This is a genomic window from Pacificibacter marinus (assembly GCF_018860505.1).
In the GTDB taxonomy this organism is placed as follows: Bacteria; Pseudomonadota; Alphaproteobacteria; order Rhodobacterales; family Rhodobacteraceae; genus Celeribacter; species Celeribacter marinus_B.
Map to the genome: position 1 here is coordinate 47347 of NZ_JAHKPU010000046.1, position 12753 is coordinate 60099.

Below are 12753 nucleotides of genomic sequence, written 5' to 3' on the forward strand. Positions count from 1 at the left end.
GACATGTTTTATCGTTTACGCAACTTGGCCAAAATGCGTGGAAACGCACCGGGTACCAACAAAAGAGATATGGAAAACCCTGCAACAAAGCCTGAAAGATCAGCGATCCAAGTGGGGTCACTGCCAAAAACAAGCGCCCAGACCAACTGAATGCCCAGCAAAAACCCGATAAGGGAAAAGGCGCGCAACTGATTTTCTTTCATCGCCCCAAGGCCGATCCACAAGATGAACGTGTAAGATCCGATCAACCCGTAAGCACCCGCATAAGCGCCCAAAAGGGGAAGGCTTGAGTTCATAATCAAACCGTACCCCAAAGAGCCGGCAAGGACGGACACGACAAACACGATGATAAACGCGACATTGCCGAAAATTTCGCCGACCATTTTGCCCAGCGCCAGAATGAACACACAAGCCATCAGCGCGTGAACCAAAGACAGGTGGATCATGCTGTAGCTGAGAAAGCGGATCATATGTTCCAACGGCCAAAGATTGCGCTCACGCATGGCCTCGAACACCGCATCGAAGAATCCATAGTCTTCAATTGCGGCCACCCGCCAACCGATGGCTTCGGGGCCGCCGATGATCCCGTAAGACCCGATTTGGAATAAAAGCTCGATACCCACGATGAGCAACACCAAAGCCACAACCGCGGGCGGCAGGGCGTTAAATGGCATTTCTTCGCGATTGAACGGGGATTGGTCGGACATATGCTTTGGCTTCCTTGACGCTAATGTTCTGCATAGGTAAGCCAAGGACACTCAATAATCCAGTGACGGAGTTCCAAATGGACAAGCCAGCCTTTACCCCCCGTGTTTTTTCGGGAATCAAACCTTCGGGCGGCCTCACCCTTGGCAACTACTTGGGCGCGATCAAGCGTTTCGTAGACATGCAAGGCGGTGAGTTTGAAACCATTTATTGCGTGGTAGACATGCACGCGATCACTGTTTGGCAAGATCCAAAGGACCTGCGCCATGCAACACGTGAAGTTGCAGCAGGCTACCTTGCTGCGGGGATAGACCCTGACAAATCGATCTTGTTCAACCAGTCCCGCGTGTCTGCCCATGCCGAACTCGCCTGGCTCTTCAATACTGTGGCGCGTGTTGGCTGGATGAACCGGATGACCCAGTTCAAAGACAAAGCTGGCGAGAATGCTGAAGGCGCGTCGCTAGGGCTTTACGCCTACCCGTCTTTGATGGCCGCTGATATTCTTGTCTATCACGCAACACATGTACCTGTCGGCGATGATCAGAAACAACATATCGAGCTGACCCGCGACATCGCCAATAAATTCAATCACGACTACAAGGTGGATTTCTTTCCAGAAACCATCCCTGTGATCGAAGGCCCTGCGATGCGGGTGATGAACTTGCGTGATGGCACCAAGAAGATGTCCAAGTCTGGCGAGTCAGACATGGAGCGCATCAACATGACCGATGATGCTGATAAGATTGCGAAGAAGTTCAAGAAAGCCAAAACCGATCCTGATGGCATTCCGGAAACGCTGGAAGGTTTAGATGGCCGTCCAGAGGCACGTAATTTGGTCAACATCTACGCGGCGTTGAACGACATGACCAACGAGGCTGTCGTCGCAGAATATGCGGGCGCTGGTTGGGGGCGTTTCAAACCTGCCTTGGCAGATTTGGCTGTTGCAAAACTCAGCCCGATTTCAACCGAGATGCAGCGGTACATGGATGATCCTGCCGAGATCGATCGCATCATGGCCAAAGGGGCGGCAAAAGCCAAAGCCATCGCGGATCCGATTTTGGACAAGACCTTTGATATCATGGGGTTTGTGCGCTAACGCCTGCTACGTTTTAGACTAAAAACGATAAAGGGGCCTCATAGGCCCCTTTCTTTGTGCGTTTTAGTGTTCCTGCATTTCACGGGGAATGAGCGACCTCAGATCACCCGTACGCGCATTCCAACAGGCACCCGCGAATAAAGATCCGCGATCATATTGTTGTATAACCCAATGCACCCATCAGATGCCTTACGTCCAATTTTGCGCGTATCATGCGTGCCGTGAATACGGTAATATTGCCAGCTGAGGTACAGCGCATGGGTGCCCAACGGGTTTTTAGGTCCGGCAGGCACAACACGAGGCAGACTTGGGTCACGTTCGCGCATCGATGGGGTTGGGGTCCATGTTGGCCCTTCTACTTTTTTGATAACAGATGTGTAGCCACGCCGTGTTAGCTCTTCTGAAATCGGCACAGAGGTCGGGTAGAGCCTATAACCATTGGTTCCATCATTGCTGTCCGCCGTCCAAAAATGCAAAGCACGACTGACAGTGTCCGCAACCATCACTCCCTTGCCCAAATCGTCAAAGTGTTCGCGCCAATCAACGGTTCGAAAACTGGAAATATTGCGCCGAACAGCCTCCTGTTCTTGCGTCAAAATTTCTTGAGCCATCGCAGCGGACCCCAAAAAGGGCGTAGCCAGCACAGGGACTGATGCGATCAACCCCATAAATTTTCGTTTTGTAAGCACAGATTTTTTCAAATGGGTCATGGCGGGTCCTGAATTCTTTTTCTGTTTAAAACCACGCAATGGGGGACATTCGCAAATCACAATGCAGTTAACTCTACCACACAACAAACTTTGACACGCAACGCCACTGAATCGCGCGTCAGATCAAGGCACACGGCAATCGCTGAGATGATCATGAGAATCGTCATAAAAGTGAGGCAATACATGTTTATTCAGGCGTTAAACGCGTCACCCATTTGTATATCTGCGCCAAGCCCCCTTGAGGTGCAAGATGCGTTTACATCGAACAGTCCCCTTCGATGACATAGCAAACACCCTCGGCTCAATGTCGAGGGTGTTCTTTTGTCAGCCAATGCTTGCACTGGCGCGCGACCTCAGCCATCATTGCGCAAACTGCTGCTGGACAGTGCAGCTTAAGGGAGAGACCATGCGCAAGTTTCTTGTGATCTTAGATGACAGCCGTGAATGCCTAAACGCTATGCGCTTTGCCGCGATGCGTGCGACCAATACAGGTGGCGGTGTAACCATTTTGTCAGTGATTCCGCCCGATGAGTTCAATCACTGGATCGGTGTCGCAGATATCATGCGCGAAGAAGCCCGCGAACGGATCATCGTCCATTTCGAAGTTTTCGCCAAATGGATGCGCGACCGTCAAGGCATCGACCCCGAACTGGTGATCCGCGAAGGCGAAGCTGTGAGCGAAATCTTGGCACAGATACAAGAAGACCCTGATATCGGCGTGCTTGTCTTAGGGGCTGGAACAGAAAAGAGCGGGCCCGGTCCACTTATTGCCTCGATGACCAAACAGGCAGGCTTTTTACCGATTCCCATGACATTGGTGCCGGGCGAGATGTCAAAAGAACGCTTAGAATCGATCACTTAACGCCCTTGTATTTGGGCGCGCAAGCAACTGTGAGCGCCCTCATCGCGCCAGTCGTTTAGAATGATTCTAAATGTTGACTTTTCCACTCAGAAGGCCCATATCCGACTAACGCAGTAAGGAAAGCCGATCATGTTTATTCAAACCGAATCCACACCAAATCCAGCGACACTGAAATTCTTGCCCGGCCAAACCGTTTTGGAAACCGGCACAGCAGATTTCACCACAGCGGAAGCGGCGGCCTCTTCTCCGCTGGCCAAACGCGTGTTTGCAGTTGGCAATGTAACAGGCGTGTTTTTTGGCAATGATTTTGTCACAGTCACCAAAGATGATGTGACAGACTGGGATCACATCAAACCTGCCTTACTCGGCGCCATTATGGAACATTTCCAATCCGGCGATGCGGTAATGGAAGGCGAAAGCGGGTCCCCTGCCGGCCACGCGGCGCATGACGGCCCAGACAGCGACATTGTGAACCAAATCAAAGAATTGCTCGACACCCGCGTGCGCCCTGCAGTGGCACAAGATGGCGGTGACATTACGTTCCACGGCTTCGACAAAGGCGTTGTATATTTGCACATGCAAGGGGCCTGTGCGGGCTGCCCATCCTCTACGTTGACGCTGAAAATGGGTATTGAGAACCTATTGCGCCACTATATTCCAGAAGTTTTGGAAGTGCGTCCGGTCGCAGCGTGACCCATGACGCTTTCCCTGTCGCACGCTGATCTCGCGGCACTGCACAAAGCCAGCTTTACACTGCCCCGCCCTTGGTCCGAGACCGAGTTTGCGGGGCTTTTGTCTATGGCGGATGTATTTCTGACCTGCGGCGATGGCCCTTCCTTCGCTTTGGGCCGCGTGGTTGTCGGCGAGGCCGAACTTTTGACATTGGCCGTCGATCCCAGCGCGCAAAGCCGCGGCTTGGGGCGCGCTGCACTTGAGGCATATGAAGGTGAGGCCCGCAGGCGCGGCGCAGATATTTCCTTTTTGGAAGTGGCGACGACAAACACAGTCGCCATCAAACTATATCTGTCTCATGGCTACAGCGAATCTGGTCGCCGCCGCGCCTATTACGCCGCAGCAGATGGGACCAAAGTTGACGCTTTTGTTTTTTCTAAGCCATTGGATCAGGCGTAACTTTACGTCAACATTCCAATGTTTTGGCAAACATCGCCCAATCTGGGACCAAATGGTAAAATTTCTGTTGACCCTCTCTTTGCAAAACGCCCTAATTCAATTGTGAACATCAGCGATCTGCTCGCTGCTGTGGATATGTTCAACAGACATGTCACAATTGATTTCGGACATGCCTATGATGCAGGTCCCAATATAAACACTACGGGAGACGACCATGACCCTGATGAAATCCTTTCTAGGTGCAGCTGCCACTTTGGCGATCACTGCTGGCGGCGCTATCGCTGATCCCGCGATCATTTATGATCTCGGCGGCAAGTTCGATAAATCTTTCAACGAAGCCGCTTATAATGGCGCAGAACGCTGGGCTGCGGAAACCGGCGGAACATACCGCGATGTTGAATTGTCATCAGACGCACAGCGTGAACAAGCATTACGTCGTTTTGCCGAGAGCGGTTACAACCCAATTGTCATGGCTGGTTTCAGCTTTGCCACATCGCTCGAAGCTGTTGCCGCGGATTTCCCTGACACAAAATTCGCCATCATCGATATGGTTGTAGACGCGCCGAATGTGCAATCCGTTGTCTACAGTGAACACGAAGGGTCATATCTCGTTGGAGTTGCGGCAGCATACGCAGCAAAAGGCGACACTGTATCGTTCATCGGCGGCATGGATATTCCACTGATTTCTAAATTTGCATGTGGTTACGCTCAAGGCTTTAAATCTGTGAAGCCTGAGGGCACAGTCATCGTCAACATGACAGGTACGACTCCTGCGGCTTGGAATGATCCGGTAAAAGGCGGCGAACTTACCCGCGCACAAAAATCCCAAGGGTCTGAAGTTGTGTTTGCGGCCGCCGGCGGCACAGGTCTGGGAGTGCTTCAAACCGCAGCAGACGAAGATATGCTCGCCATCGGCGTTGACAGCAACCAAAACTACCTACAGCCAGGTAAAGTACTGACATCCATGGTGAAACGCGTCGACAACGCAGTGTTTCAAGCCTTTTCGCAAGGCACAGACCTAGAGCCAGGCTTTAATGTTATGGGGCTCGCAAACGGCGGTGTTTCTGCAGCGATGGATGAATTCAACGCCCCTCTCATCACAGAAGAAATGAAAATGGCTTTGGCAGAGACCGAAGCGAAAATCATTTCGGGTGAAATCGTTGTGCACGATTACATGTCCGACTCTGCCTGCCCAGCGTACTAAGGCTGGCTAGAATGGTTTCCACAACCCATGAGGGGCGGCAGACACCTGCCGCCCCAATTGCCCCCAGCACTGCGCCGCTTGCCATCGAGTTGCGCGGTATATCCAAAGCATTTGGTCCTGTTCAGGCGAACAAAGATATCTGTATCTCTGTTCGCAAAGGCACCATCCACGGTATTATAGGCGAAAATGGCGCGGGGAAATCTACGCTTATGTCGATCCTGTACGGCTTTTACAAAGCTGACAGCGGTACAGTGTTGATCAACGGCCACGAGGTGCAAATCACCGACAGTCAAGCAGCCATCGCGGCAGGCATCGGCATGGTCTTTCAACACTTTAAGCTGGTCGAAAACTTCAGTGTTTTGGAAAATGTTGTTCTGGGCGCAGAAGACGGTGGGCTGCTCATGCCCTCGCTGGGCAAAGCCCGCAAACTTTTGAAACAACTCTCTGACGAATATGAACTTTCCGTCGATCCTGACGCTTTGATTGAAGATCTCTCTGTTGGTCACCAACAACGGGTTGAGATCCTTAAAGCGCTATATCGCCAAGCCGATATTTTGATCCTTGATGAACCCACCGGCGTTTTGACCCCTGCCGAGGCGGACCACCTGTTTCGCATTTTGGAAGGCCTAAAGGCACAGGGAAAAACCATTATCTTGATCACGCATAAATTGCGCGAAATCATGAATGTCACCGATTCCGTATCCGTGATGCGTCGCGGTGAAATGACCGCGACGGTAAGCACCGCCGACACCTCACCTGAACAGCTGGCCGAACTCATGGTGGGCCGCAAAGTTCTGCTGGAAGTCGACAAAACGCCCGCCACGCCGGGGGCCCCAATTTTAGAAGTCGAGAAGCTGACAGTCGTTGACAGCCACGGTGTAACACGTGTGAAGGGCGTCGATTTGACCGTGCGCGCTGGCGAAATTTTGGGCATTGCAGGCGTCGCAGGCAATGGTCAAACTGAACTTTTGGAAGTCCTTGGTGGATACCAAAATGGCACTGGTGTGATCCGTGTAAACGGGCAAGAACTGGATCTGACTGGAAAAGCATCCGATGGGCAATCCCGTCGTGCGCGCGGCATCGCTCATGTGCCCGAAGATCGCCATGACGAGGGCCTAATCTTAAATTTCGCGGCATGGGAAAACATCGTGTTTGGCTATCACCACGATCCTGAGTATCAAAAAAACGCTTGGATCATGGACAACGCCAAGATCAAAAAGATTGCGCATGAAAAAATGGAGCGTTTTGACACGCGGCCACTGAATGAAAAGCTGGAAGCCAAAAGCTTTTCCGGCGGCAATCAACAAAAGATCGTTTTGGCACGCGAAATCGAGCGCAACCCAGATTTATTATTGATTGGCCAGCCCACACGCGGTGTCGATATTGGTGCCATCGAATTTATTCACCAACAAATCGTTGCCCTGCGCGACCAAGGCAAAGCGATTTTGCTAGTTTCGGTTGAGCTAGACGAAATCATGGCCTTGTCCGACCGTATCGCGGTGATGTTCGACGGCAATATCATGGGCGAGCGCTTGCCATCTGAGACCAACGAGCAAGAACTTGGAATGCTGATGGCTGGCATTAACAACGGCGCAGACGCCACACTGAGCGAGGGCGCGTAACATGCAAGCCATGCCAAAATGGGCGGATGCCGTCCTTATCCCGTTGATCTCGATCTTGCTCGCATTCTTTTTCTCTGGTCTGACAATATTGGCCATTGGCAAAGATCCTGTCGTTGCAATTCAAACCATGGTGCAAGGCGCATTTGGGTCGACCAACGGCTTGGGCTATACGCTGTATTACACCACCAATTTCATCTTTACGGGCCTCGCGATTGCCGTGGCTTATCACGCGCGACTGTTCAACATTGGTGGCGAGGGCCAAGTGATGCTGGGTGGTCTTGGCGTGGCTTTGGTCTGTCTGGCCATAGATTGGCCGCATTGGACGCTGGCATTGCCTGCGGCCATGGTTGGCGGTGCCGTGTTTGGCGCAGCTTGGTCCTTTATCCCTGCTTATTTACAAGCCAAACGTGGGTCGCACATCGTGATCACGACCATGATGTTCAACTTTATCGCTTCGGCCTTTGTTGGGTATATCTTATTGAATTACCTCAAGGTTCCGGGATCTATGTCAACAGAAAGCGCGGGCTTTTCAGCGGGTGCGCATTTGCCGACCTTTCACGAAATGCTTGCGCCTTTTGGTATCAATTTCAATAAAAACGCGCCTGCAAATATCTCGTTTCTCATCGCACTTTTGGCTGCTTTTGGCTTTTGGGTTTTGATTTGGAAGACCCGTTTGGGCTATGAAATTCGGTCCTTTGGTGAATCTGAATCTGCTGCGAAATATGCAGGCATCAATCCTGTACGCATCACCGTCATCGCGATGATGATTTCTGGCGCTTTGTGCGGATTGATGGCGATCAACAACGTCATGGGAGAAGCAGAACGCCTGATCGACAACGCCCCCGAAGGCGCTGGCTTCATCGGCATCGCCGTTGCCCTGATGGGACGGAACCACCCAGTTGGCATCGTGCTAGCAGCCCTTTTGTTTGGATTTCTCTATCAAGGCGGCGCAGAGTTGACCTTTTGGGAAGCGATCCCACGCGAGTTGATCATCGTGATCCAAGGGCTTGTGATCATGTTCACCGGCGCGCTTGATAATATGGTGCGTGCCCCGTTGGAAAAACTATTTCTGACGCCGCGCAAGAACAAGAAGGGGGCGTGATCATGGATTTTCTGACCGTTTTACAAATTCTGGACAGTACCGTGCGACTTGCCACACCGCTGTTGCTGACCTGTCTTGCGGGACTGTTTTCAGAGCGCGCAGGCATTGTTGATATCGGACTTGAGGGCAAGTTGTTGGTTGCCGCCTTTATGTCCGGTGCCGTCGCCTATGTGACGGGATCAATATGGCTAGGGCTCTTGGCTGGCGTTGCAGCTTCGTTGGTGTTTTCGATGATACACGGCTTGGCCTCGATCACCTTTCGGGGCGATCAATTGATTTCAGGCGTGGCGTTGAACTTCTTGGCCGCCGGCCTCACGGTGGTTATAGGACAAAGCTGGTTCGCACTTGGCGGGCGCACACCGCCCCTGTCTGGCCATGGACGTTTTGGCGAATGGAACCTTCCGTTTTCGGACGCATGGTCCAAAATTCCGGTATTTGGTCCGACCTATAGCGAGCTGATTTCTGGTCACACGGCATTAACATATATCGCGCTTATAGCTGTGCCTTTGTCATGGTGGGTCTTGTATCGCACCCGCTTTGGTCTGCGTTTGCGCGCAGTTGGTGAAAACCCAAGTGCGGTGGACACTGCTGGCATTTCTGTCGTGCGCTTGCGCTATATGGCGTTGGTCATTGCAGGCGTGTTATGTGGCTTGGCTGGCACCTATCTGGCGTCATTGGCTGCAGGTTTTGTCAAAGACATGTCTGCTGGGCGTGGCTACATCGCCCTCGCCGCCTTGATCTTTGCCAAATGGCGACCTTGGTACGCGCTGTCTGCCACGTTGATCTTTGGATTTTTGGAAGCTGTCGGAAACCGATACCAATCCATTTCCGTAGGTGATTTTGTCATCCCCGTGCAGTTCATGCAGGCCCTGCCTTATATTTTGACGGTTGTGATCTTGGCTGGCTTCATCGGCAAAGCCATCCCGCCCCGCGCGGGGGGCACGCCCTACGTCAAAGAACGATAGGCTAAATTACAGCACATCAAAGAAATGCGGGCCTTTTGGCTCGCATTTTACATTTTATACCGTCACACTATTTGACCTCAGCGCAAATCCGTTGCATCCATAGCCAACTAAGCTGTGAGAAACCGCCCATGCAGATATTTCTTCCCATTGCCGAAGTTTCGGTAAACGCATTTGTCCTTTTGGGATTGGGTGGAATTGTGGGAATTTTATCGGGCATGTTTGGCGTTGGCGGTGGTTTTTTGATCACCCCGCTCTTGTTCTTTGTGGGCATCCCACCCGCCGTGGCCGTGGCCACCTCAGCCAATCAAATTGTCGCCTCGTCTGTCTCAGGCGTTCTTGCGCATTTCAAACGCAAAACTGTTGATCTGCGCATGGGATGGGTGCTGTTGATTGGCGGCCTGATTGGCTCGGCCATAGGCATGCAAATTTTCAACCTGCTCAAAGCGCTCGGCCAAGTCGATTTGCTTGTGACCCTGTGCTACGTTGTGTTCCTTGGCATCATCGGCGCACTTATGTTGGTTGAATCGATCCGCGCCTTGCGCCGTGCTAAAGGCCGCCCAGGTCAAAGACGTGAGCGCACAAAGCATACTTGGGTTCATAACCTGCCCTTTAAGATGAAATTCCGCGCCTCTGGCCTTTATATATCCGTCATCCCTCCCGTGGTTGTGGGGCTCGTCGTCGGTATGCTTGGCGCGATCATGGGCGTTGGTGGTGGTTTTATCATGGTCCCCGCCATGATTTATATTCTTGGCATGCCAACGAAAGTTGTGATCGGCACATCCTTGTTCCAGATCATTTTTGTAACGGCCTTCAACACCATGTTGCACGCCTATACCAACCACACCGTCGATATGATGCTTGCAATGATCCTGCTTGTCGGGGGGGTTATCGGCGCACAGATCGGCACGCAAATTGGCTTGCGCCTAAAGGCCGAACAATTGCGGATTATGCTCGCGCTTTTGGTTTTGATCGTCTGTTTGAAATTGGGGCTAGATCTGCTTATTCCGCCCAGTGAACTTTACTCTATCGGGGTAATATGATGCGTGGTTTTGTCCTAGCACTGGCCCTGACGCTGGCCCCTTTATGGCTCGCAGCTGAAGAGGTCGTCGCAGATCTCAGTCAAAATCGTGTGTCCATCACGGCAAATTTTGATGGATCTGAAATACTCATTTTTGGTGCGATCAAACGTGAAGCCGCCATTCCTACTGACAGTGATCTAGACGTCATCGTCACCGTGACAGGCCCCAAAAAGATGGAAACTATCCTGCGCAAAGCGCGACGGTTTGGAATTTGGGTGAATGTCGAGCGCGAACGTTTGGGGCACGCCCCCAGTTTTTACAGCGTTGCCGCAACGCGCCCTGTTGAAGATATTATCATTCCCGCGACAGATGCTTTGTGGAAAATCACCGCCGATGAACAAATTTTAAGTGAGCGGCGCGGATTGCCAGCACGCGAAGCTTTGATCAGAATTCGCACTGGAAACGGTCTGTATCGCCGTGCCAACGCCGGCGTCGAACTCAACCAGAACACCTTGTTCAATACGTCAATTGCTCTGCCTGCAAACCTTGTTGAAGGGGCCTATATCACACGTATTTTACTGGTTCGTAACGGCTTAATCTTGGACGATTACAGTACAGAAATCCAAGTACAAAAGGTCGGCATCGAACGCTGGCTGTACAATCTCGCCCATAATAACGCTTTGATCTACGGCCTTTTGTCATTGCTTTTGGCGGGGATTGCCGGCTGGGGCGCATCAGAAATTTTCCGCTTGATCAGACGTTAAAGCAGTGTGTCGCCGTCTTGCATTTGCAATGTCAGCGGCGCCGCTTCTAACGCTTTAAGATCACTAACATTCAGTGGGTTTTCAGGCTTGGCCAGACGTGCACGCGTCACCCAAAATAATCGTTTTTCTGCCCGTGTAATCGCCACGTAAGTGAGCCGCTTCCACAGAGGAATGCCCGCCTCCATCCGACCAGCGCGAGAGGCTGCAAAAATATCGGGCGCAAACACTTGCACATTTTCCCACTGCGACCCTTGGGCCTTATGAATGGTGACGGCTGCCCCATGCAAAAACGCAGCGCCCATGCGTGCAGCAAAGGGAATAAACGGCTCTTCTTCATCCGGAAATTCGATTTTAACGATAGAGGCGGCGGAAATATTCGGGTCTTGTGCCCCTATCACATGCAAGCGCGAAAACCCCGGCTTACGACCTGGCCCCAAATAGACGACCTGCGCCCCTTTGATCAAACCGCGCGCTTCTAGATCAAGGCGCTTTTTGCGGTGTTTTGCAGGCAACTCGATACCATCACAAATCAGCGGCTCGCCTGCCAACAATTCGTCGGCAGGTGCGCCGTAAACATTGCGAAACGCTTGGATCAGACGAATTCGCGTTGCGTTACGCCAGACCAAAGCTGGCGAGCGCGCCATCAAATCACTTTCAACTCGCTGAGCATAGACCACGCGATCGTCGCGTTTTGACGCGTCTTCCACCATGCGCTCAAAATCATCGTAGCTCAGGGCGGGGTCAGCCAAAGCGTGGGCCAAATCCAAAATAGGACTATCGTTTTCTTGTCTATGAACTCGACTTAACACATGAACGTCAGGTTCTGGCAGTTGTTCAAACACCATTGATCCGGCTTGGTTCACAGGCGCAAGCTGGGCAGGATCACCGAAAAGCACAAGCGTCGGGAAAATATCCTGAAGGTCTTCGAATTGCTTTTTATCAAGCATCGAGGATTCATCGATAAAACCGATATCAAGCGGGTCTTCGCGCCGCTTCCAGCCCGTGATAAAATCAGAGCCCCGCAGGCCAGCTGCAGCCAAGGCGCCCGGGATTGATTTGTTGTTTTGGTAAAAAGCATAAGCACGATCCAACGCATCAGGGCCAAGCCCTTCCATCTCTGGTCGGTCTGCTTCACCAGCCAACCACTCTGCTATCCTTTCATAATCAGGATCGTAGACGGGCGTGTAAAGAATACGGTGAATCGTCGTCGCAGGCACGCCACGATTGCGCAGCACAGATGCAGCCTTGTTGGTTGGAGCCAAGATCGCAAGCGTCCGACGGTCGGGGCGCTTTTTGCCCTCGTAGTCCCCAGACACAATATCAACGCCAGCTTCATCCAAAGCTTTATACATCTGAGAAAGCAGTAATGTTTTTCCAGATCCAGCCTTGCCGATGATCGCTCGAACGTTGGATTGGCCCTCGACCATAGGCGAGATAAAACCATCATCTAAATCGACACCAACGCGTTTTAAAACTGCGCTGATGGCATCAAAGGCTTCGGCCTGATCGTTCGAGAATGTGATGGCATTTTTTGACATGCGCAGACCCTATAGGGACCGCGCGCGAGGTGCCA

General features: G+C 52.0%; 13 protein-coding genes. 10 read left to right on the top strand and 3 right to left on the bottom strand.

Going from position 1 to position 12753, the window contains the following annotated elements; all coding sequences use genetic code 11:
• Positions 1-8: 8 nt before the first annotated feature.
• Entirely contained in the window at positions 9-707 is a 699-nt protein-coding gene (locus tag KO503_RS16490; protein ID WP_215992654.1) for a rhomboid family intramembrane serine protease, read from the bottom strand.
• A 77-nt stretch (positions 708-784) separates the two neighbouring features.
• Here KO503_RS16490 and trpS point away from each other — a divergent pair, with 77 nt between their 5' ends.
• Positions 785-1801: a tryptophan--tRNA ligase gene (trpS, locus tag KO503_RS16495; RefSeq protein WP_215992655.1), complete on the top strand. Its 1017-nt coding sequence runs from the start codon at positions 785-787 to the stop codon at positions 1799-1801.
• A 98-nt stretch (positions 1802-1899) separates the two neighbouring features.
• On the opposite strand, the gene KO503_RS16500 is transcribed toward trpS, so the two are convergent.
• Complete coding sequence (locus tag KO503_RS16500) at positions 1900-2511, bottom strand: L,D-transpeptidase (protein ID WP_215992656.1); 612 nt, start codon at positions 2509-2511, stop codon at positions 1900-1902.
• 406 nt (positions 2512-2917) lie between these two features.
• Between KO503_RS16500 and KO503_RS16505 the strand changes: the two genes are divergently transcribed.
• From KO503_RS16505 to KO503_RS16545, 9 genes are all read left to right on the top strand, one after another.
• Positions 2918-3373: a universal stress protein gene (locus tag KO503_RS16505; RefSeq protein ID WP_215992657.1), complete on the top strand. Its 456-nt coding sequence runs from the start codon at positions 2918-2920 to the stop codon at positions 3371-3373.
• 129 nt (positions 3374-3502) lie between these two features.
• On the top strand, positions 3503-4066 hold the full coding sequence (locus tag KO503_RS16510; RefSeq protein WP_215945260.1) for a NifU family protein: 564 nt from the start codon (positions 3503-3505) through the stop codon (positions 4064-4066).
• A 3-nt stretch (positions 4067-4069) separates the two neighbouring features.
• Entirely contained in the window at positions 4070-4504 is a 435-nt protein-coding gene (locus KO503_RS16515; RefSeq protein ID WP_215992658.1) for a GNAT family N-acetyltransferase, read from the top strand.
• A gap of 214 nt (positions 4505-4718) precedes the next feature.
• Entirely contained in the window at positions 4719-5708 is a 990-nt protein-coding gene (locus tag KO503_RS16520; RefSeq protein ID WP_215992659.1) for a BMP family lipoprotein, read from the top strand.
• 11 nt (positions 5709-5719) lie between these two features.
• A complete protein-coding gene (locus KO503_RS16525; RefSeq protein WP_215992660.1) occupies positions 5720-7330 on the top strand; it encodes an ABC transporter ATP-binding protein in 1611 nt (536 codons plus the stop codon).
• Between the two features lies 1 nt (position 7331).
• Positions 7332-8432, top strand: coding sequence for an ABC transporter permease (locus tag KO503_RS16530; protein WP_215992661.1), 1101 nt, complete (start codon positions 7332-7334; stop codon positions 8430-8432).
• Between the two features lie 2 nt (positions 8433-8434).
• Positions 8435-9397 carry an ABC transporter permease gene (locus tag KO503_RS16535; RefSeq protein ID WP_215992662.1) on the top strand — a complete coding sequence of 321 codons (963 nt, stop codon included), beginning with the start codon at positions 8435-8437 and terminating at the stop codon, positions 9395-9397.
• A gap of 128 nt (positions 9398-9525) precedes the next feature.
• Entirely contained in the window at positions 9526-10437 is a 912-nt protein-coding gene (locus KO503_RS16540) for a sulfite exporter TauE/SafE family protein (RefSeq protein ID WP_215992663.1), read from the top strand.
• Entirely contained in the window at positions 10437-11180 is a 744-nt protein-coding gene (locus KO503_RS16545; protein ID WP_354667597.1) for a TIGR02186 family protein, read from the top strand. Before KO503_RS16540 ends, KO503_RS16545 begins: the two co-directional genes overlap by 1 nt.
• Here KO503_RS16545 and KO503_RS16550 read toward each other — a convergent pair.
• Positions 11177-12718: an ATP-dependent DNA helicase gene (locus KO503_RS16550; protein WP_215992665.1), complete on the bottom strand. Its 1542-nt coding sequence runs from the start codon at positions 12716-12718 to the stop codon at positions 11177-11179. The two genes, KO503_RS16545 and KO503_RS16550, sit on opposite strands and share 4 nt — an antisense overlap.
• Between the last annotated feature and the right edge of the window lie 35 nt (positions 12719-12753).

Bases quoted from the DNA above. Each gene is read 5' to 3' on its own strand.
- KO503_RS16490 (WP_215992654.1), bottom strand. From the start codon at position 707: ATGTCCGACCAATCCCCGTTCAATCGCGAAGAAATGCCATTTAACGCC.
- trpS (WP_215992655.1), top strand. From the start codon at position 785: ATGGACAAGCCAGCCTTTACCCCCCGTGTTTTTTCGGGAATCAAACCT.
- KO503_RS16500 (WP_215992656.1), bottom strand. From the start codon at position 2,511: ATGACCCATTTGAAAAAATCTGTGCTTACAAAACGAAAATTTATGGGG.
- KO503_RS16505 (WP_215992657.1), top strand. From the start codon at position 2,918: ATGCGCAAGTTTCTTGTGATCTTAGATGACAGCCGTGAATGCCTAAAC.
- KO503_RS16510 (WP_215945260.1), top strand. From the start codon at position 3,503: ATGTTTATTCAAACCGAATCCACACCAAATCCAGCGACACTGAAATTC.
- KO503_RS16515 (WP_215992658.1), top strand. From the start codon at position 4,070: ATGACGCTTTCCCTGTCGCACGCTGATCTCGCGGCACTGCACAAAGCC.
- KO503_RS16520 (WP_215992659.1), top strand. From the start codon at position 4,719: ATGACCCTGATGAAATCCTTTCTAGGTGCAGCTGCCACTTTGGCGATC.
- KO503_RS16525 (WP_215992660.1), top strand. From the start codon at position 5,720: ATGGTTTCCACAACCCATGAGGGGCGGCAGACACCTGCCGCCCCAATT.
- KO503_RS16530 (WP_215992661.1), top strand. From the start codon at position 7,332: ATGCAAGCCATGCCAAAATGGGCGGATGCCGTCCTTATCCCGTTGATC.
- KO503_RS16535 (WP_215992662.1), top strand. From the start codon at position 8,435: ATGGATTTTCTGACCGTTTTACAAATTCTGGACAGTACCGTGCGACTT.
- KO503_RS16540 (WP_215992663.1), top strand. From the start codon at position 9,526: ATGCAGATATTTCTTCCCATTGCCGAAGTTTCGGTAAACGCATTTGTC.
- KO503_RS16545 (WP_354667597.1), top strand. From the start codon at position 10,437: ATGCGTGGTTTTGTCCTAGCACTGGCCCTGACGCTGGCCCCTTTATGG.
- KO503_RS16550 (WP_215992665.1), bottom strand. From the start codon at position 12,718: ATGTCAAAAAATGCCATCACATTCTCGAACGATCAGGCCGAAGCCTTT.